Origin of the sequence: Gilliamella sp. B2785 (assembly GCF_026537005.1) — a bacterium.
Taxonomy (GTDB): domain Bacteria; phylum Pseudomonadota; class Gammaproteobacteria; order Enterobacterales; family Orbaceae; genus Gilliamella; species Gilliamella apicola_E.
In genome coordinates this window covers 375,530-396,144 of record NZ_JAFNNC010000002.1, presented here as the reverse complement: position 1 = coordinate 396,144, position 20,615 = coordinate 375,530, and the positions used below count along the sequence as shown (strand labels likewise).

The 20,615-nt window shown below is 33.1% G+C and carries 21 protein-coding genes; 17 read left to right on the top strand and 4 right to left on the bottom strand.

From position 1 onward, the window contains the following. Positions 1 to 23: 23 nt before the first annotated feature. Positions 24 to 884: a hypothetical protein gene (locus J3U24_RS04010; RefSeq protein WP_065735187.1), complete on the top strand. Its 861-nt coding sequence runs from the start codon at positions 24 to 26 to the stop codon at positions 882 to 884. 63 nt (positions 885 to 947) lie between these two features. Here J3U24_RS04010 and frdD read toward each other — a convergent pair whose 3' ends face one another. From frdD to J3U24_RS03995, 3 genes are all read right to left on the bottom strand, one after another. Beyond that, positions 948 to 1,304: a fumarate reductase subunit FrdD gene (gene frdD, locus J3U24_RS04005; RefSeq protein WP_065562411.1), complete on the bottom strand. Its 357-nt coding sequence runs from the start codon at positions 1,302 to 1,304 to the stop codon at positions 948 to 950. Between the two features lie 14 nt (positions 1,305 to 1,318). Beyond that, positions 1,319 to 1,750, bottom strand: a complete 432-nt coding sequence (locus tag J3U24_RS04000; protein WP_065562410.1) for a hypothetical protein — start codon at positions 1,748 to 1,750, stop codon at positions 1,319 to 1,321. 385 nt (positions 1,751 to 2,135) lie between these two features. Beyond that, positions 2,136 to 2,654, bottom strand: coding sequence for a hypothetical protein (locus J3U24_RS03995; RefSeq protein ID WP_267346972.1), 519 nt, complete (start codon positions 2,652 to 2,654; stop codon positions 2,136 to 2,138). Positions 2,655 to 3,106: 452 nt separating this feature from the next. On the opposite strand from J3U24_RS03995, the gene tmk reads away from it, so the two are divergent. From tmk to yciH, 7 genes are read left to right on the top strand one after another with little or no spacing between them, the layout of a single operon-like run. Beyond that, complete coding sequence (tmk, locus tag J3U24_RS03990) at positions 3,107 to 3,733, top strand: dTMP kinase (RefSeq protein ID WP_065562405.1); 627 nt, start codon at positions 3,107 to 3,109, stop codon at positions 3,731 to 3,733. Between the two features lie 11 nt (positions 3,734 to 3,744). Continuing rightward, complete coding sequence (holB, locus tag J3U24_RS03985) at positions 3,745 to 4,734, top strand: DNA polymerase III subunit delta' (RefSeq protein WP_267330013.1); 990 nt, start codon at positions 3,745 to 3,747, stop codon at positions 4,732 to 4,734. Positions 4,735 to 4,792: 58 nt separating this feature from the next. Beyond that, positions 4,793 to 6,193, top strand: a complete 1,401-nt coding sequence (locus tag J3U24_RS03980; RefSeq protein ID WP_267336681.1) for an MBOAT family O-acyltransferase — start codon at positions 4,793 to 4,795, stop codon at positions 6,191 to 6,193. An 18-nt stretch (positions 6,194 to 6,211) separates the two neighbouring features. Then, positions 6,212 to 7,471, top strand: coding sequence for a DUF459 domain-containing protein (locus J3U24_RS03975; protein ID WP_267336682.1), 1,260 nt, complete (start codon positions 6,212 to 6,214; stop codon positions 7,469 to 7,471). Further along, positions 7,464 to 8,639 (top strand): hypothetical protein, encoded by a 1,176-nt coding sequence (locus tag J3U24_RS03970; protein ID WP_267336683.1) that lies wholly within the window; start codon positions 7,464 to 7,466, stop codon positions 8,637 to 8,639. Before J3U24_RS03975 ends, J3U24_RS03970 begins: the two co-directional genes overlap by 8 nt. A gap of 30 nt (positions 8,640 to 8,669) precedes the next feature. Beyond that, entirely contained in the window at positions 8,670 to 9,374 is a 705-nt protein-coding gene (gene pyrF / locus J3U24_RS03965; RefSeq protein WP_065734751.1) for an orotidine-5'-phosphate decarboxylase, read from the top strand. 5 nt (positions 9,375 to 9,379) lie between these two features. Continuing rightward, positions 9,380 to 9,700, top strand: coding sequence for a stress response translation initiation inhibitor YciH (yciH, locus tag J3U24_RS03960; RefSeq protein WP_065562400.1), 321 nt, complete (start codon positions 9,380 to 9,382; stop codon positions 9,698 to 9,700). A gap of 62 nt (positions 9,701 to 9,762) precedes the next feature. Here yciH and tmaR read toward each other — a convergent pair whose 3' ends face one another. Beyond that, positions 9,763 to 10,083, bottom strand: coding sequence for a PTS system regulator TmaR (gene tmaR, locus J3U24_RS03955; RefSeq protein WP_065562399.1), 321 nt, complete (start codon positions 10,081 to 10,083; stop codon positions 9,763 to 9,765). A gap of 307 nt (positions 10,084 to 10,390) precedes the next feature. Between tmaR and accD the strand changes: the two genes are divergently transcribed. The 9 genes from accD to crp all read left to right on the top strand — a co-directional run bounded on the left by accD (position 10,391) and on the right by crp (position 20,609). Further along, positions 10,391 to 11,281 carry an acetyl-CoA carboxylase, carboxyltransferase subunit beta gene (accD, locus tag J3U24_RS03950; protein ID WP_065562398.1) on the top strand — a complete coding sequence of 297 codons (891 nt, stop codon included), beginning with the start codon at positions 10,391 to 10,393 and terminating at the stop codon, positions 11,279 to 11,281. Positions 11,282 to 11,284: 3 nt separating this feature from the next. Next, a complete protein-coding gene (folC, locus tag J3U24_RS03945) occupies positions 11,285 to 12,574 on the top strand; it encodes a bifunctional tetrahydrofolate synthase/dihydrofolate synthase (protein WP_416380469.1) in 1,290 nt (429 codons plus the stop codon). After that, positions 12,564 to 13,118, top strand: a complete 555-nt coding sequence (locus J3U24_RS03940) for an SPOR domain-containing protein (protein WP_065734754.1) — start codon at positions 12,564 to 12,566, stop codon at positions 13,116 to 13,118. The genes folC and J3U24_RS03940 overlap by 11 nt, the downstream gene beginning before the upstream one ends. 70 nt (positions 13,119 to 13,188) lie before the next feature. Then, the gene (locus J3U24_RS03935; RefSeq protein ID WP_065562475.1) at positions 13,189 to 13,674 is read left to right on the top strand and encodes a CvpA family protein; all 486 of its coding nucleotides are present in this window, start codon (positions 13,189 to 13,191) and stop codon (positions 13,672 to 13,674) included. Positions 13,675 to 13,692: 18 nt separating this feature from the next. Then, positions 13,693 to 15,207 (top strand): amidophosphoribosyltransferase, encoded by a 1,515-nt coding sequence (gene purF, locus J3U24_RS03930; protein WP_065734755.1) that lies wholly within the window; start codon positions 13,693 to 13,695, stop codon positions 15,205 to 15,207. Positions 15,208 to 15,664: 457 nt separating this feature from the next. Beyond that, a complete protein-coding gene (locus J3U24_RS03925) occupies positions 15,665 to 18,340 on the top strand; it encodes an inverse autotransporter beta domain-containing protein (protein ID WP_267336685.1) in 2,676 nt (891 codons plus the stop codon). Between the two features lie 117 nt (positions 18,341 to 18,457). Then, positions 18,458 to 19,558 carry a hypothetical protein gene (locus J3U24_RS03920; protein WP_267336686.1) on the top strand — a complete coding sequence of 367 codons (1,101 nt, stop codon included), beginning with the start codon at positions 18,458 to 18,460 and terminating at the stop codon, positions 19,556 to 19,558. Between the two features lie 126 nt (positions 19,559 to 19,684). Then, complete coding sequence (locus J3U24_RS03915) at positions 19,685 to 19,891, top strand: YheU family protein (RefSeq protein ID WP_065734758.1); 207 nt, start codon at positions 19,685 to 19,687, stop codon at positions 19,889 to 19,891. An 85-nt stretch (positions 19,892 to 19,976) separates the two neighbouring features. After that, positions 19,977 to 20,609 (top strand): cAMP-activated global transcriptional regulator CRP, encoded by a 633-nt coding sequence (crp, locus tag J3U24_RS03910; RefSeq protein ID WP_034903327.1) that lies wholly within the window; start codon positions 19,977 to 19,979, stop codon positions 20,607 to 20,609. Positions 20,610 to 20,615: the final 6 nt, after the last annotated feature.

Genomic DNA, 20,615 nt, shown 5'->3' with positions numbered 1-20,615 from the left:
AAAAAAGATTAAACAGGTTAATTATGCAAAAACGAGTATTCCGATTTTTAACTGCTTCATGTTTATCATTTGTCTCAATAAATGTCATGGCATTAACGTGTTCTGATGATGTTGAGCAAAATAAAGTTGAGGCAAATAATTATATCTTCAAAATATTAGATTTTATTGATTCTAAAGCTAAAGGTATAAAACAAGAAGTTAGAACTTCAACAATCACATCAGATACAGGTGCGATCCGTTCAATTGCGAAACATAGTTTAAATTATGATTCCAATGGCTTAATTACTGAAAGTCATTACGACCTTTATTCTGATAAAAATGAAAAACTTTATTCTGAGCATCTACAAAAAACAGAATTTGGTTGGCAAAATGTTATTCAAGATATTGAAGATAAAACTAACAGTACGATTCAATTCAAAACAGATGAAAAAGGCCGTATTATTGCGTCGGAACAAATAAAGAAGGCTCCTGATTTTACATTTATTGAGAATGACAATTATCAGTTTGATAATAACAATTGTTTAGTTAATAAAAATGTTCAATGGCAGCTAAAAGAGTTGAATGCTAATGGAGATGTAGTTGGAACTGTTCAAAAAGGTGCTTCGGTATATTCATTTACTTACCAAAATCATCAATTAGCAAAAGTGTCAGCGCAATATAGCAATAAAACCCAAAATGAAAGTAATTTTTCTTACCAATTTGATGAAATTAACCGATTAATGGCCATTCATTCAGCTTATTCAATGGTGGGTAAAGATACAACAAATTATATAACCGATTTCTTAACTTTTAATGAAAAAAATGATTGGCTTAGTGCAAGTCAGTCTAAACAAAATAGAAAAAACAAACAGACTAATATTGTTCGACAAATTACCTATTATTAATCAAATTTAAATGGCGTTATCAAAAGTAATCGATAGCGCCAATAAATTAATATCAAAGTAGCTTTAGACTCTGACAAATAAAATATAAATTGCATGAGCAGTCCATGCGAATGCTAAACAGAAAGTTAGTAGCTTTTCTCGTTTTGGATGTATGTTGAAATGATGCAGCAAAGTTAGAATCTGTTGTAATCCACACCAAATTGGTAGCGAAATCATTAAGCATAAAAATAGTTTGCCTAATTCAGTGTTGGCTAATTTAAGAATTGATGAACGCGTTATTGCATCACCAAAAGGGATAATAAATGCAATGATACCCAATACCACGGGAGCAAAAATAGCTGCCCAAAGTCCACCTAAAGCAAATAGTCCTTTTGCCACTGTTGAATCAGAGCGTATTGGTTGATTTTCTTGTTTTTTCATTAATCAAACACCACTTATTTAATAATCAATAATAGTAAGTAATATGAAAGTAAAAGTGTTACACACCAAAAGCCAATAATAAGTAAATATACTTTACCCTTTTTATGCGAATCTTGCTTAAAAATAACTTTCGGTATTAATCTAAACCAATTAATTGAATGAAATAAAGCAAGTAATAAAGCAATAGAATTGATGACAACAACTAAAGGCTTTTGCAAGAAAAAGATAAAACGATAAAACTCGTCTTGCCCCATTGCGTTTGTGTACATACAAATAACCCCATACATCAATATTATACTTACCCAAATCATGGAAAAAGGGGTTAATTTATTAACAATTGAAAAAAATCGCGCCTGTTTTTTTGATAAATTAATATGTTCAGGCTGATTGTTAGTATTAATTAACTTAGTATTGGATTGATAATTTTCATTATTTTTTTTAATCATAACATTCTCAATGGAGGTAGTATTATCACGTTATTAATCTTTTAAGCGATCAATGTTCATTTCAGTATTATAAACACTAAGTGATTAATATCGTCAAATTAAAGTCACGAATGATATCGGTTTTTTACTTATCAACACTAGGCAGAAAGTGCGTTGGGCTTAATTCATATTAAGTATAAAAGAAATCTATATCGCATTGTTGCGAGATTAACAAATTACCTTTAAGCAGATAATTAGTATGATTAAACACTAGATATCATAAAAACTAAATTGTGTACGATAGATTTTTATATTTTTTAATTGGGGATAATATTTCAATAAGTAAATATAAAAATCATGGCATTTGAAATTTTCAGAATATCTAGAATTGTTAATTCATTAGGTATCATTTCAATTTTTTATCCATGTTTTCGTAGATCTTAATTGGCTTAATGGGGATTAATGTTTTGCCTTTTACTTCAAACTCAGAATTATTACTGGAAACAACCATTATCTGTCCTCTTTCTAAGTTAAAATCTAAAAGTGCATATGGTTCTACAAAACCTAAAAGAGAAAACTCCCTGTCCCTGTTATCCGGAGGAAATTCGTAATAGACAACTTTTTTATTATATACATACACTACAGTCTTAGAAAGCTCTTGATATTTTCCATATTTCCTTTTAGGTTTTTCTACTTTTTTGACATCAATATTATGTTCTCGCATTAATATGATATACCGTCCACTAATACTGCCACTGATTATCCAAACTTCATCCCATTTAAAATTGGTATAATCAGATAAGGTTATGGTTTTAGGATGATTGTTTTTTACATCTTTTAAAACCTTTTCTAAAGGTGTTTTGTTGCAACTGGTTAATGTTACTATTGACATAAATGCGACTAATAGTAGGAGTATTTTTTTCATTCTTTGGCATTCCAGATTAATTTTGTTTTATATTCTTGTTCAGGTATGGTTGGAAATCCGCCTAATGATTTTATAATCTAAAAACTTTATTTTCTCTAGCAACACAGTGTTAAATACTAATTCATAATACTATGAATTGTTTACTAAACAAATGATAAGTGAGTGAAAAATATCAATCGATATCTCTTTTCTAGAAGGTAATAAATACAAAGTTCATATACTCAATGATTTTCCTATTAATGAACAACTTCAAACTATTTTTATTTTGATCTTATAGACGAATCGCTAATAATTAAACAGGATAGTTTTACTATGTCGGTATATTAAAAAGTACTCATATTTGATAAGTATTAACAAGGTATTTACGATACGAACTAAAATAATTGGTAAAAATAGCGTACAATAGCGCAATGTTTACTCGTTCATCAGCTTAATTAGTTTAGGAAATAAGTATGACAGGCAAATTTATTGTCATCGAAGGTTTGGAAGGCGCCGGTAAAACGACTGCCATAAATACTGTTGCGCGTGTTTTGAATCAACATCATATTTGCGATCTGCAATTTACTCGTGAACCGGGTGGTACACCGATTGCTGAAGCATTGCGTAATATTATTAAAAATGGTTTAGATAATGAGCCATTAACTGATAAAGCTGAATTACTTATGTTATATGCTGCGCGTATTCAATTAGTCGATAACGTGATTAAGCCTGCACTGAAAATGGGGAAATGGGTCATTGGTGATCGACATGATTTATCTACTCAAGCTTATCAAGGTGGCGGACGAGAGTTAGACAGAGTTTTTATCGAAACACTACACTCTCAGGTTTTAGGTAATTTTAAACCAGACTTAACGTTGTATTTAGATATTTCTCCAGAACTTGGATTGATGAGGGCAAGATCTCGAGGGCAACTTGATCGTATTGAACAACAATCACTGCCTTTTTTTGAGCGAATTCGTCAGCGTTATTTAGAGTTAGCTGAAAATGATAACACTATCATTACTATTGATGCTTCAAAATCAATTACAGAAGTGACAGCTCAGATTGAAACAACATTAAATTCATGGTTAACAAATTAGGTTTCGATTTTATGATTTTCAACGAATATCCATGGCTTAAATTACCTTTTGAACAGTTAGCAGAAACGATTGTTAATCATCGTGCTCATCATGCTTTGTTAATCAATTATATTCAAGGTAGTGGTGAAGAAGAATTAATCAACTTAATAGCTAATCGATTACTCTGTCAATCTTCAAAACAGTTGGAACCATGCGGTAAATGTCATAGTTGTCAGTTATTTTTATCTCAACATCATCCTGATTATTACCAAATAACAAATGAACAGGGAAAACAATCGATTGGTATTGATCAAATACGGAATATTTCTACAAAAATCTATGAAAAATCCCAACAGGGAGGTAATAAGGTCATCTGGATTAGACATGCTGCTTTTATGACAGAAGCCGCTGCAAATGCGTTGCTTAAAACGTTAGAAGAACCTCCAGAAAATACCTATTTTATTTTAAGTGATAACCATAATAGTCAATTTTTACCTACAATTCATAGCCGTTGTTTTTGTTATTTTTTAAAAATACCAAAAATAGAAGAATCTATTAATTGGTTAAAAAAGATACATAATGATTTATACAGTGATAATGAGCTTGCCACTGCTCTGTTATTGAGTGAAAATGCGCCACTAAATGCAGCTCTTCTGTTGCAACCCGAAAATTGGCAACAACGAAAATTATTTTGTGAAAACTTGTTAAATGTCTTGCCACAAAACAATTTTTGGCAATTAGCAAAGACATTTAATCATGAGGACTTTTTTGAGCGTATCACTTGGTTTTGTGCATTGCTAGGTGATGCGTTAAAAGCTAAACAGAAAGTTGGTCGATATATTGTGAATCGTGATCAGGTTCCGTTAGTTAGGCTACTTGCCACAAAAAGTAATGATGAAATTATTTCGCTTTATCAACTGTGGTTAAAGGCAAAAAACTTGTTATCGATAAATGGGTTAAATAGGGAGTTGATTGTTTATAATGTTCTTGCTCAATCACAATTAATTGGGTATCAGAAATAGACTTTATAGAATAATAAAATTTTAGGTCAATAGTAGATTTACATATGAAAGGATTGCAGTGAGTTATTTATCAATTGAATTTGGTCTAATTTTTGTAGTTCTCTTTGCTTTATATTGGTCTTTTAGATTATTACCAAAATTCCAAAATAATTTACTTTTGATTTCAAGTTACCTTATTGTTGCTAGTTATAGTGTTCAATTTGCTGTTATCCTTTTTAGCTACACTAGCGTGATATATTTCTTTTCAATAATGATTGCAACGTCTAAAAAACACGCAAAAAGATGGCTGGTTCTAGGATTAAGTGCCGCAATAATCAATTTAGCATTGTTCAAATATTTTGATTTTTTTCGATATGAATTACAATCATTGCTTAACTATCTAAATTTATCTATTTTATTGCCAGCAATAACCATTTTTATTCCAATAGGCATCTCCTTTTATACGTTCCACTCGGTAAGCTATTTAGTTTCGATAAAAAAGAAAGAATTACCTGTTGCTAAATTCTCGGATTTTGCCTTATTTTTATCCTTTTTTCCTTGTATAATTGCGGGTCCAATTAATCGAGCAAAAACATTTATTCCACAAATTGTGGTGAGTCAACCTAGAGAGATTTTAGAACCCTTTCGGGCATTTACGTTAATTATTCTGGCCGTGATAAAAGTTTATTGTTTAGGTGGATTAATTAGCGAAAACTGGATAACTCCGATTTTTTCAAATCCATTAGAATACAGTACTCTTGATTTATTGGTAGGCTTATACGGTTATGCTATACAAATTTACCTGAATTTTTCTGGTTATACCGACCTTGTTACAGGTATTGCTTTATTATTAGGTTTTCGACTTCCTATCAACTTTAACTTTCCTTATTTAGCCTGTAATGTCCGCGAATTTTGGGAACGTTGGCATATTAGTTTATCTCATTGGATCCGCGATTATATTTATATCCCTCTTGGTGGCAATCGTCGTGGTTTTATTCGCACTCAAATTAATGTTATGTCAGCTATGTTATTGTCAGGTTTATGGCATGGAGCTGGGATTAATTTTGTTATTTGGGGAGGATGTCATGGTTTGGGGATTATTGTTCTTAATATATTAGATTGTTATATGGGAAGAGGTTGGATTACTCAACGTTTCCCAATTATTGCTAGATTAATTACTTGGCATTATATCTGTTTTACTTGGTTATTTTTTTATTGTGCAAGCTTACCTGACGCATTAGATTATTTAACGGCTCTAGGCCATAACTTTTTAATTGAGTCACATTATGTTGAGGTATTTCTAAGTATATGTGTAATATTTTTGTTATACCCATTATTTAAAAATATTCCTGATTGGTGCGCTTTACAACTTAGCAAAATAAATCGGATTTATTTGCCTATCATTTTTATATTTATATTATGGCTAACTATCTATTTTGCACCATCTGGAGTGCCAAATTTTATTTATGCTAATTTTTGATTATGAAGAACAATAAAAATGAAATATAAAAAAACATTATCAAAAAATAGACAACAAATTGATTTGTTCGAAAATGGCTTACATGAGCAATCAAGAAAGCATAATGCTAAGACTAAAGTATCAGAAGCTGCAATAACTCAAAAAGAATCACTTTCACCTAAATATGTTTTTATTATGCTATTGATTACCGCAATAGCATTAATAGCAATTTATCACAAATCGGTATTAATTTATTGGCAACAAACGTATCATCATGATCTATTTAATTCAAGAAGTATGACCCAAAAAATGGATCTAGACGATTCTGATGGTCGAGTAGAAGAATATTCGAAAGATGTAGTTATTGATCAAAATAATGTCATTAGCTCCATTGATGATGAGTCACATTTAAACCAACCAGTAAAAAATGTGTTAGTTATTTCACCATCCGAAATGGTTAATATTAAAAAAGATAAAAAAAGGCAAAAAATTCATGTTCAACCAATATCAATTAAGCAAGAAAATACTAAATTAAGCAAAACTAGGTTTGATGGAACGCCAGTAACTGAACAAATAGATACCGAAGCTAAAGATGAAGCACCTAAAATTCAAAATATTCCATTAATTCATGAGCCCTTACCGATTGTATTAACTCAAAATGACAAAGTATTGTTTGTTGGCGACTCTTTGATGCAAGGCGTTGCACCATATGTTAAAAAAATGTTATTTAAACAATATAAAATAGAAAGTGTAAATCTAAGCAAACAAAGTACTGGGCTCGCTTATCCAAAGGCTTTCAATTGGCCAAAAACAATCAATGATAATTTAATTGCCGATCCTTCTATCAAGTTACTTGTTGTTTTTTTAGGACCTAATGATCCTTGGGACTTTCCTGTAAAAGGTTATGCTAAATACGTTAAATTTAAATCCGAGTTGTGGGAAGAACAATACCGTTTACGTATCGCCACAATTTTAAATAGTGCTAGTGAACATAATGTTCAAGTGCTTTGGCTGGCTGCTCCTTGTATGCGCAAACCGCAACTAAATTTAGGGATGGTTTATTTAAATACGCTGTATCAGTCTGAAGTAGAAAAGAGACAACAACACTTTTTAACAACCAATCAATTATTAGGTTGTACTTATGAAACATTTAATAGTTTTATTGAATCGAATAAAGATAAAATAAAAGTTAGAGTTGATGATGGAATCCATTTTACACTTATAGGCCAAAAAATTTTAGCTAAAGCAATTATGGATAAAATCATTTTTAAACAATTTGAGGATGACGATAGTGATTAAACTTTTAAAGTATATTATTACTATAGTGACTATCACTGTTTCAGTAGGATGCAGTGTAGCAGAAAGTAAAACTGATGCACAATCTACTGTTGTTGACTTTGGTGACCCAAATGCAAAACAATTAGCTCAACGGTTAAATTCATTAGCTAGAAATAAAAATGGCAATCAAGTCGTTAATATAATTCAATTTGGGGATTCTCATTCAGCGGCAGATTTTTTTACTGGTGAGTTTCGAACATTAATGCAACAAAAATACGGTGATGCCGGAATTGGTTGGGTTACACCTGTTGCCATTAAAGGTCAAAATCATACAGCAGTTGGTTGGAAAGTAAAAGATTGGCGTGTAATAAGTAGCCGTACAGTAAGTGACGTAGATTTTCCAATGGGTGGATTTATTGCAAAAGCGACTAACGATTCAGCCACTATACAAATAATACCAAAAAGTTTAGATAACAAAAATTGGCAAGTAAAATTAACCTTCAGAGCATTGAAGAATACCCCTAATTTATTGAGTATTTATGATGCTGACGGTAAAAAAATAAATATAAGTTATTTACCCAAAAGTAGTGTTTGGCAAACGGTGTCATTTGTGACTAAAAACCCTTTTACGATTAAAGGAAACCGTGATGTTGAAATTGGAGGAATTTGGTTAAATCGCTCAAAAAAATCAGGGGTTATTGTATCTTCAATTGCAACTAATGGCGCTAAACAGAGCATATGGCAAAAATGGGGTTCAAGTTGGTTGAAAGAATTATCTGCTTCAAAAAGTGATTTAGTTATTCTTGAATACGGAACAAATGAAAGTTTTGATGAAACTTTAGATGTTAATGATTACCGCAAAAACTTAGTGAATAATATTCGCCAAATTCGTAGAGCATTACCTAATGCAGCCATTTTATTGATGACACCTCCAGATACAATGGTAAATGAAAATAGTATCCCTAAATCATTTTTAGCAATTATGAGTATTCAAAAGCAAGTAGCTAAATCTGAAAGGACACTATATTGGAATTGGCAAGCAGCTATGGGGGGAGCTGGTTCAGTTAAAGTTTGGCAAAAACGTGGACTGACTCGACCAGATTTAGTACATCAAACCTTACAAGGCTACAAAGAAAGTGCTAAAATTTTCTATACTGGTTTTAATGAGTTTATTAAGAAGAAAAGATAGAATATATAATTAAAAAGGAACAAATAAGTTATGTCATCTCCAATCATTGTTGCTGTTGATTTTTCAGATACTAAGTCAGCATGGAACTTTATAGACCAAGTTGATCCAAAAGATTGTCGTCTTAAAATAGGCAAAGAATTATTTACTCATGCAGGTCCTGACTTTATTAGGCAAATAAAACAAAAAGGATTTGATATCTTTTTGGATCTTAAATTCCATGATATTCCTAACACTGTTGCTAAAGCAGTAGCTGCAGCCGCCGATTTAGGTGTTTGGATGACAAATGTTCACGCTAGTGGTGGTGCTCGTATGATGGAAGCTGCAAAAGATGCGCTTTATTCATACGGTAAGGATGCACCAATGTTAATCGCAGTGACTGTATTAACGAGTATGGAGTCTTCTGATCTTAAAGAAATAGGTATTAACGTTTCACCATTAGAGCAAGCAACAAAGCTGGCATTACTGGCAAAGAATTGCGGACTCGATGGAGTTGTATGTTCTGCTAAAGAAGTACAAAGTTTTAGAACTAGACTAGGAAGTGATTTTAAATTAGTTACTCCAGGAATTCGTCCAGCAGGATCAACACCTGATGATCAGCGCCGTATTATGACACCTCAACGCGCACAAGCTGCTGGTTCAGATTATTTAGTTATTGGGCGTCCTATTACTCAAGCGGAAGACCCAACCAAAGCATTACATGCTATTTTAACAACACTAGATTTATCAAAGAGTTAATAATTATGTCTGATAACGCTATTGTTTATTCAACTGAACATGGTCGAATTACGCCAAAGCAGGCTGCTAAACCTCGTATTAAAGGCGATGGTTTTATTCGTATTTCACGCCAGACATCAGGGCGTAAAGGTAAAGGAGTTTGTGTTATCGAGGGATTCGATTTAGAGGATTCTCAGTTGATGCAATTAGCAGCTGAGCTGAAAAAGCGTTGTGGTTGCGGTGGTTCAGTTAAAGACGGGAAAATTGAAATTCAAGGCGACAAACGTGAACTATTAAAATCATTATTAGAAGATAAAGGTTTTAAAGTTAAATTTGCTGGCGGTTAATTGATTAAAAATAAAGTAATAACGCCCTATTGAGAAAAAGGGCGTTGTTATTCATAAAAACATTAATTAGAACGGTAACTACGCATTTTTTTGCTGATTTCACGTCTTTCTTTAGAAATTTCAGCATTCTTGATTATATAATCATCAACACGATCATCATAATCACTCTTCATATTAGCAATAATAGCTTGAAGTTCTTCGTAAGTCATATCAGGTTTAATGTAATCACTTAAATTTTCAAGTAATAGCACACGTTTTTGGTTATCACGAATTTTTTTCTCGTTATCTGAAATTTCACGTTTTAATTTATTTAAACGACGTGATAAACGAATATATTCAAGTACATCTTGAAATGATGGTGCGGCTGATTTTTCCTTGTCCATCTATAACCCCTTATTTCTAAAAAATGGAAAACGATTCTGAGTTAATTATATACCAATAATTTTTTAAGGTCATACTAAATATACTTTTATTGAAAAATGTTAAATTTAAATATCAATCAAGCTTGCTGAGTTTTGTTTTAAATCAAATTTTTTGAAGTATGAAATAATAATATTTTTATAAAATTGTCGATAAATTTATCGATTTTCCTTCTAATTGCGATAAAAATAAAAACAACTATTAAGAATTATTGCAAAGTATTATACAATGTGTCGTTAATTGAAAAGAGTACCAAATGAGAGAATCATAATGAGCTGGATTGAAAAAATTCTGAGTAAAAATAATATATCGTCAGATCATAAAAAGGCAAATATTCCAGGTGGTGTTTGGACCAAATGTAGTAATTGTGAACAGGTTATCTATCAAGCTGAACTTGATCGTAATTTAGAAGTTTGCCCAAAATGCGATCATCACATGCATATTCCTGCCCGAGTTCGCTTATATCGTTTTTTAGATGAAGGTTCTGATGTAGAGATTGGTTCAGAACTTGCTCCTAAAGATATTTTGAGGTTTAAAGATACCAAAAAATATAAAGATCGTTTAACTGCCGCTCAAAAAGAAACACATGAAAAAGAAGCGATGGTAGTAATGAAAGGCACATTACTGGGCATTCCAGTCGTTGTTGCCTGCTTTGAATTTGCTTTCATTGGTGGTTCGATGTCGTCTGTGGTTGGTGCTTTATTTACTCGAGCCGCAGAACAGGCAATTGAAGATAAGTGCCCATTAATCTGTTTTTCTACCAGTGGTGGCGCTCGAATGCAAGAAGCATTATTTTCATTAATGCAAATGGCAAAAACGAGTGCTATCTTAGCAAAAATGCAAGATGAAGGTTTACCCTATATTTCTGTGATGACCGATCCAACAATGGGTGGTGTATCTGCTAGTCTAGCGATGCTAGGTGATATTAATATTGCTGAACCTAAAGCGTTAATTGGTTTTGCGGGGCCTCGAGTAATTCAACAAACAGTGCGTGAAACACTGCCAGAAGGATTCCAACGTAGCGAGTTCTTATTAGAAAAAGGTGCAATTGATATGATTATTGATCGTCGTGATATGCGCCCTAAAATTGCAGGTCTGTTAGCTAAATTAATGAAACTCCCAGTTCCTTTTGATTCTATCGTTAATGATGAGACTATTTAATTAATCATGCGACCTGAAATTCCTGATGCCATGTCTAATCTTGAAACATGGCTTTCTTATTTGGAACAATTACATCCAACGACCATTGATTTAGGACTTGAGCGTGTTAGAACAGTTGCAGAGCGTCTAGATCTTTTGCAGCCAGCCCCTTATGTTTTTACGGTGGCAGGGACTAATGGCAAAGGAACGACTTGCCGCACGCTTGAGATGATATTACTTGCTGCAAATAAGCGTGTTGGAGTTTACAGCTCTCCCCATTTAGTGCGTTTTACTGAAAGGGTTAGAATAGATAATCAAGAGTCAAAAGAACAAGACACAGTTGATGCATTTGTTGAAATTGAAAAAGCGAGAGGAAATATTTCCTTAACTTATTTCGAATATGCAACGTTAGCTGCATTATATCAATTTAAACAGGCTCAATTGGATGTAGTTATTCTAGAAGTAGGCTTAGGTGGAAGACTTGATGCCACCAATATTATCGATGCTGATATAGCAATTATTACTACAATCGGTATCGACCATGTAGAATATTTAGGCAATACTCGAGAAAGTATTGGTCGAGAAAAAGCAGGTATTTTTAAACCCAATAGTATTGCTATTATTGGTGAGCCAGAGATACCATCATCTATTATAGATGTTTCTAAAACTGTAAATTGTCCTATTTATGTAGTTAATAAAGATTGGACATATCAACAAATTGATGATTCATTATGGCAATTCATTTCACCGTTAAAACAGTATGATCAATTGCCTATTCCCAATGTGCCTTTAGCTAATGCTGCTACTGCAATAGCAGCACTAACTTATTCTTCGCTTTCAATTGACCAGAATCAAATAATCGAGGGTCTTAAAAAAACAAATTTAGTTGGAAGATTTCAAATAATACAGACATCACCAATTGTAATTGTTGATGTTGCACATAATCCTCATGCTGCTAACTATTTAGCTAACCAAATTAAGTTATTGGTAAAGAAACAACCTACTATTGGTAAGATTAGGTTTGTCATTGGTATGTTGAAAGATAAAGATATTAAAAGCACTCTATCTTTATTAAATGCTGATCAATGGTATTGTGCTTCACTTTACGGTGAGCGTGGATGTAATGCTGAGGTATTAAAGCAGTATTTGCAAGATAATAAAGTAGAAAATATAACTACGTTTGAATCAGTTGATAATGCATATCAAAAGGTCATGCAAGATTCAAAAGAAGATGATATTATTGTCGTCTGTGGTTCATTTTATACTGTATCTGCCGTTTTAGATAAATTAGGCAAATGTAATCATGGATACTAATCAAGAGAAAACTACTTCAAATAAAATTAGGAATCAACTAGTTGGTTTTGCTACATTATTGCTAACTATTGCTATAATTGCACCTAATATCATTACAGATAAATCTAATTTACATACGCCTACAATTCCTATTTTACAACCAGAAGTAGTAAATGAACAAAATCAAGTGATTACATCACAAAATGAGTCAACTATTAATGGTGGTTCAGGATTTGAACAATCTTATACACCTGATTCTGATCAATATACTAGCCCTTTAGCATCACCTGATAATGATAATAGCGATGCTTCATCTATTTCTGAACAAACAGATAAGCCCTACATGATTCAACTTGGCGCATTGAAAAATAAGAAAAAAATTGAGGAATTAGTGGCATTATTAAGGCTTAACAATTATGACGTTAGAATCATTCCAAGTAATCCAGGACCTAATCAATTAATAAAATTACAGGTCGGTCCTTATGCAAAAAAAGAGCAAGCAGAGCAGTTGCTTAGTAACCTAAACAATTTAACAAAATTAAAAGGTGTCATTGTTACAAATTAAAAATTATTTTACTCTTTAATGAGTACAAACATTAAATAAAAATATTAATATAAAATTGTGAGTTATTATGATGAATTGGGTTGATTATACGATTATTGGTGTGATTATTTTATCTGCACTAATTAGTATTATTAGAGGTTTTGTTAAAGAAGCGTTATCCCTAATAAGTTGGGTTCTGGCTTTTTTTATAGCAAGTCGTTTTTACATGCATATCACTAGTTACTTAACTTATTTTGATAGTGATGTAATTCGTATTGCTGTAGCTATCGCTATTTTATTTATTGCTACACTAATTGTGTGTGCCATTGTTTCTTATATTATTGGGCAATTGGTTCAAAAAACAGGACTATCAGGTACAGATCGCGTATTAGGTATTTGTTTTGGTGTATTAAGGGGTATTTTAGTTGTGGCGGCAGTGCTCTTTTTTGTCGATACTTTCACACCGTTATCCCAATCTCCTGAATGGGAGCAATCGCAGCTAATTCCGCATTTTCATTTTATTATTCGTTGGTTTTTTGATTTTATACAGCAGTCGTCTTCATTTTTAGTTCAATAACTTTGAGGTAATCATTGTATGTGTGGTGTTGTTGGTATTGTAGGATGCAGTACAGTTAATCAATCTATTTATGACGCTTTAACTGTTTTGCAGCATCGAGGACAAGATGCTGCGGGGATTGTAACTATCGACGAGCAAAATCGTTTTCGCTTACGTAAAGCAAATGGTTTAGTTAAAGATGTATTTCAAGAACATCATATGTTGCGTTTACAAGGTAATTTAGGAATAGGGCATATTCGCTATCCCACTGCGGGCAGCTCAAGTCCTTCAGAAGCGCAACCATTTTATGTCAATTCACCTTATGGTATTGCACTTGCACACAATGGTAATTTAACTAATACTGACCAATTAAGAAATAAAGTATTTGAATTAGCAAGACGCCACATTAATACAAGTTCTGATTCAGAAGTATTACTTAATATTTTTGCTAGCGAACTTGATAAATTCCCTACCTATCCATTAACTGCAGAAAATATTTTCACCGCTATCAATCGGGTACATCAAATCATTAAAGGTGCTTATGCATGTGTTGCAATGATTATTGGACATGGATTAGTCGCATTTCGTGACCCATATGGTATTCGTCCTTTGGTGATAGGTAAAAAAGTGCTTGATAATCAAAAGACAGAATATATGGTTGCATCGGAAAGTGTTGCTTTAGATATTCTCGATTTTGAATTTATGCGTGATGTTGAACCAGGTGAAGCTATCTATATTACTCAAGATGGACAACTTTATTCAAAACAATGTGCAAATAATCCTCAATATTATCCATGTATTTTTGAATATGTTTATTTTGCCCGCCCTGACTCATTGATGAATGGTGTTTCAGTATATCAATCCCGTATATTAATGGGACAGAAACTAGGTCAAAAAATTGCTAGAGAATGGAAAGACATTGATATTGATGTAGTAATTCCTATTCCTGAAACATCATGTGATGCCGCGCTTGAAATTGCCAGAATTCTGAATAAACCCTATCGACAAGGATTTGTTAAAAACCGCTATGTTGGACGTACTTTTATCATGCCAGGTCAAGCGGAACGAAAACTTTCAGTAAGAAGAAAGCTAAATGCTAATCGTATTGAATTTGAAGGTAAGAATGTTCTTCTAGTTGATGATTCTATTGTTCGAGGAACGACATCGGAAAAAATACTTGAGATGGTGCGTTCAGTTGGTGCTAAAAAAGTTTATCTCGCTTCGGCAGCGCCTGAAATTAGACATCCTAATGTTTATGGTATTGATATGCCAGTTGCTAGTGAACTTATAGCTTATAACCGCTCTGTTGGTCAAATTGCCAAAGAAATTGGAGCAGATAAATTAATATTTCAAGATCTTTCGGATTTAATTGATTGTATTAAAGAGCAAAATCCTAATATTCATCATCTAGAATGTTCTGTTTTTGATGGAAAATATGTTACTGAAGGAATTGATGATAATTATTTTGATACGCTAGAGCATCACAGAGCTGAAAACAAATCAATCACGCCAGAATCTGAAAATCTTGAAATTTATAATGAAGGTCAATACTAGTCATTTAATTTTCTAAAATATAACCTAAAGTCATAAATAAGCTTGAAGTGAACAGTTCAAGCTTATTTTCATCCCCAAAATTAGCCTTTCTTCTTTACAATTGACATATTGTTGTTTGATTTCTATTACTAAAAAGTAATATAAAATTGATTAATTAATAAAAATAGTAAGTTTTAAACAAAAATATAATTAATTAACTTGTTGATTAATATATCAAAAAAACGTCTTTACAAAAAGATGTCAAAAAAAGTTACAAAATAGTTTTATAAATTACATTTATGTAATAAAATCCTCCTGAACTTAGCTGTTTTGTAAAGAAGTTTTAGTTTTTAGGCGAATATTATTTAGTTTTAAAATCGCATATTAAAAACAACACATTAAATAATAAAAACTTTACTTACAACGTAAATAAATACGATGCATTTGTAAAGTTAGTGAGATATAAGGAATGACTACGGTGAGAAAGAATCTTAGATTAAGAGTTATCTCAGCATTTGTAATAGCTACGTTAAGTTGGAATTATGCTTATGCTATTGATACTCAGCTATCGTCGAATGAGGTTGATAGCAATAAAATCATTGAATTAAAAAATGGTACTAAAGCTCGAGAAATGATTAATAATCAAAAACGCAGTTTGTACCAAATTGCATTATTAAGCAATATTTCAATTTCTGAATTACGAGCTATGAATGCAGGTCGTTTCGATAAAAAAGATATGGTTGAAGTCGATGAACGACTAGTTTTACCTGAAAATTCTCCTTTATTACCTGCAATAAATAATAATAATAAAAAAGATAAATACTCAAATTTACCTTCGCTAGGCTCTGATGATAGTTACGATGTAAAAAAAGACAAAGATGCACTATCAAGCCAAGTAGCTACCACCTTGCAAACTCTTGCAACTCAAGATTGGAAAAATATTACTTCAGCAGATAATGGCGGTATCTCTGGCCATTTGAAAAACAAAGGTAAAGATTATGCTGAAAACTATGTTCGCAATGGTATTCATTCACAAGTAGTCGATCCTCTTCGTAGCGCTGCTCAAAATTTTTTAGGGCGTTTTGGTACTGCTCAATTACAGTTCGATTTAGGCGATAAGGGTGAATTCAATAATATCAATGTTAAATTATTTAGCCCATTGATTGATACTGACAGCACATTGATTTTTAGTCAGTTATCATTCCAAGAATATGAACATAATCGTCATATTGGTAACTTTGGTATTGGTCAACGTTGGGATGTTGCTGATAATACATGGTTATTAGGATATAACGCCTTTCTTGATCATGATTTCCAACGTTCACACAATCGTTTAGGCCTAGGTGCTGAAGCTTGGACTGATTATATGAAGTTCGCAGCTAACTATTATCATCCACTGTCTGATTGGAAAGATTCAAGAGACTTTGATGACTATTTAGAACGAGCTGCTAGAGGTTTTGATATTCGCTTTCAGGGCTATTTACCTCAATATCCTCATTTAGGCGGATCACTTATGTATGAACAATACTATGGTGATAAGGTTGCTTTATTTGGTAAGGATAATTTACAAAAAGATCCAAGAGCGATCACAGTCGGATTGGATTATACCCCGGTTCCTTTATTTACCGTTAAAGCTCAACATAAGCGCGGACAGGATAGTAAAAAAGTCACATCTGCTGAATTAACCATGAATTATCGTATTGGTACACCGTTAAAAGATCAGCTAGATCCGGATATGGTTCAAGCGGCTCGTTCTTTAAAAGGCAGTCGATATGATTTAGTTGATCGTAATAACTATATCGTTCTTGAATATAAAGAAAAGAAAATGACTGTTGATTTAGGGTTAGATTCTCTTCAATTACTCGAAGGTACTACTCATGATCTAGTTATAGGTGTTCATAACGCCAAAGGTATATCAAGCTTAGCTTGGTCAGGCAATATGCAAGATATTGATAATGGTGGTGGTTTCTTGTGTTCTGCTGCGGGAGTATGTACTAGCTCTTCATGGTTAACACCTCCTGCTGATGTTAAGAATTGGAAGATTGTTGCACCTAGTTATGTAGATCGAAATGGGAACAGATTGCCAATTAGTACAAATGGCGTTTATAGCCTAGCAGTAACGGTTACTGATAGCAAAGGAAAATCAGCAACATCTAATTCAGTTTCGTTTGAAGTTCTTCCTAATTTAAGTATTCGTAAAATAGGTGTTTGGGCGGTTGATAGCTCAGGAGATCCAGCAACTTCTGTGCAAAATACAGCTGATGGTACAACTTCAGTAACGCTATTAGCTAGTTTGGTTACCCCTGGAACACCTACTGGAAGTGGAAGCTTTGGGGATGGTTATGATGGTTTTAGTGACCAATCATTGATGTCTAAAGTAGGCAATACATTCAAATCCTCAGTAGTTGATTTATGGACAGCAACCAGTAATGGTACAAAAGTCACTTTGATTGATGGTACTTCTGGTACGGTAAGAAGTTGCCCTACCTCAGAACGTTGTGTCATTGTTAAATCTTTTGAAAAAGTCAAAATGGGTGACAGCATTTCAGCAAATGCTTCTACCGCAGCAGGCACAACAGCTATTGGTGATACTTATACCATCGACGTTGCGTCAAACTTTGATGGAGCAGTTGATTTTTCTATCAAATTAGATGGTTATGGTCAGTCTTTCAACAAAGCTACGGTTAATTTTGGTGGTGGTAGAGCGGGCTACATTAAAGTATATCGTAGTGATGGCACTTTAGTTGCTAGACAAAATGGAAACGTACTTGATTTTGAACCAGGTATTACTGGATGGTATGTAGGTACTGAATATACCGTAAAAGCTTATGTCGATGATACTGAAGCTGTAGAAATTACCAACCCATTTGTTATCTGGTCACTTGTTGGTTCAAATAGCCCGGCGTGTCCTGGAAGTGCAATGACAACATTACCAAGTTATGTTGATAGTCCTAATGGCCCTTGGTTTAATGTAAGTATGGGACCAAATGCACCTTACACTATTAGAACTAATATGACTAGTTATGCAACAACAGGCACAAGTATTCCTGCTGTGGCTGGAGCTCCTACATATTTAGATCTAAACCAGGTAACAGCATCACCAGTAGCATGTGCTGGAGATCAAGGATTTAAATTACAAGTTTCAGTTAATTAAAAAAGTTTTTAATCATCTTCGAATTATCGAAGGTGATTTAAAAGGCAACACCAATAAAAACGGTGTATTTATATAAATATAACATGTTAATTTATTAGAGAAAATAGGAAGTTAAACATGAAAAAATTAGCAATTAAAAAAGTTGCATTAAGTTTGTTTTTAGCAGGTTATGCTGCTAGCAGTGCTTATGCAGTAGGTCCAGCAATAACTCAAAATTCAATAGAAGGTAATAAACCAGTAATTTGGTCAAAAGGTGCACATACTAGCGCCCCAGCTGAAAGATCTTTGACTCTTCGTATTTCAAATGATACAACAGGTGCAACATCTCTTGGTAATGGTGTAAAAGCTAAAGTTGGTGATTACATTCATATCTTTTATGACTTAGTAGATGCAGATGGAGATAAAGATTCAACTACTAAAAAGGCTGTATTAAATACACTTACAGTTTATGCTAAAATCGGCACTACTAGTACTTGGACTGAAATTTCAGATATAACTAAAGATTTTACCGTCAATGATCAAGAAGGTCATATTTATTTCAAAATTAGTCCTTCTATGGCGGGTGCTACAAAAATCGGTTTCAAACTTGAAGAAATTACTCCTTATGGTGCTCCAAGAGAAAATGAATGGTTATGGGTAAGTGATATTTGGGATGGTACTACTACTCCAGGTCATGGTTCTTCTAATCCTACAGATCCAGGTCAAGATCAACACGGTCCTGGTGATAAAGATCCAGATATCCCTGTAGGTCCTATTGAATATCCTGGTGCTACAACGTTAGGTATATTTAAATATACTCCTTCAGGTAGTGTAGATTTTGCGGACAACCTTGCTGCTAGTACTTCTACTACAGTACCAAAATATGGTGATAAACTAGCGGCTGTTGTATGGTTGAAAGCTAATCCAACTGATACTCGCACAACGCCTAACTTCACCACTGGTCCTGGAGGAGATACAAACCAATCAGCATCTTACACATTTACATGGAGTCTAGATGGTAATAATAGTGCTGCAAATGGATCTCAAACTGCTGCAGCAACTGATACTCTAGCTGGTGTACCGGCTGGAGATGCAGATGCTAGCCCAGAAGGTTATGGCGTGATTAAGTTAGGTGGCACTGGTAGTGTAAAACATAATACAGTATACGGTAGCCTTAATAGTGGCGATGGCTATGATGCAGGTATTCAAGGCTTCAAACTTAAAGTCACTGCAAACTAATCATTATTTAATGAAACTAATTAAAACCACTCAACTGAGTGGTTTTTTTATTTAATATTCCATATGCACTTCTTATAATTAACTTGTTAAAATAAATTAATGTAAGTTAACTCAGCAAATATAATTATGATAATTCCTTGGCAATCTCTTGATTCAACTACTCTAAACAATCTAATAGAATACTTTGTTTTACGTGAAGGGACTGATTATGGTGAGCAAGAAAAATCACTTGAAGATAAAGTGAATGATGTAAAACTTCATTTAATTAATGGTTCAGCTGCAATTTTTTGGTCTGAATTACATGAAACAGTAGATATTAAATTTATTAAATAATGATTAAAATCATTTTAGTGAGTATATGATTTATTCTGTAACTTTGTTATAGTGTTACTGTAGTAATTTGAATAGAGAGGAAGGAATAATGATTGGTAAACAGCAATCAGATACAACATTGGAATGGTTTTTATCTCATTGCCATATTCATAAATATCCAGCTAAAAGTACCCTTATTCATCAAGGTGAAAAAGCCGAAACTCTCTATTATATTTTAAAAGGATCTGTAGCGGTATTGATTAAAGATGATGAAGGTAATGAAATGATTTTGTCGTATTTAAACCAAAATCAATTCTTAGGTGAATTAGGTCTTTTTGAAGAAGGTACAGAACGTAGTGCTTGGGTTAAAGCGAAAACAAGTTGTGAAGTGGCCGAAATATCCTATAAAAAATTTAAACAGCTAGTGCAAGTTAACCCAGATATATTAATGCGATTAGCTAGTCAAATGGCAAGCCGGTTACAAGTTACATCAGAAAAAGTCAGTAATCTAGCTTTCTTGGATGTCGCGGGACGAATTGCACAAACACTATTAAACTTAACTAAACAGCCTGATGCGATGACTCACCCAGATGGTATGCAAATAAAAATAACCCGCCAAGAGATTGGGCAAATTGTCGGCTGTTCACGTGAAACCGTTGGAAGAATTTTAAAAATGCTTGAAGATCAACACCTAATTTCAGCACATGGTAAGACGATAGTTGTTTATGGCACCCGTTGATTTATC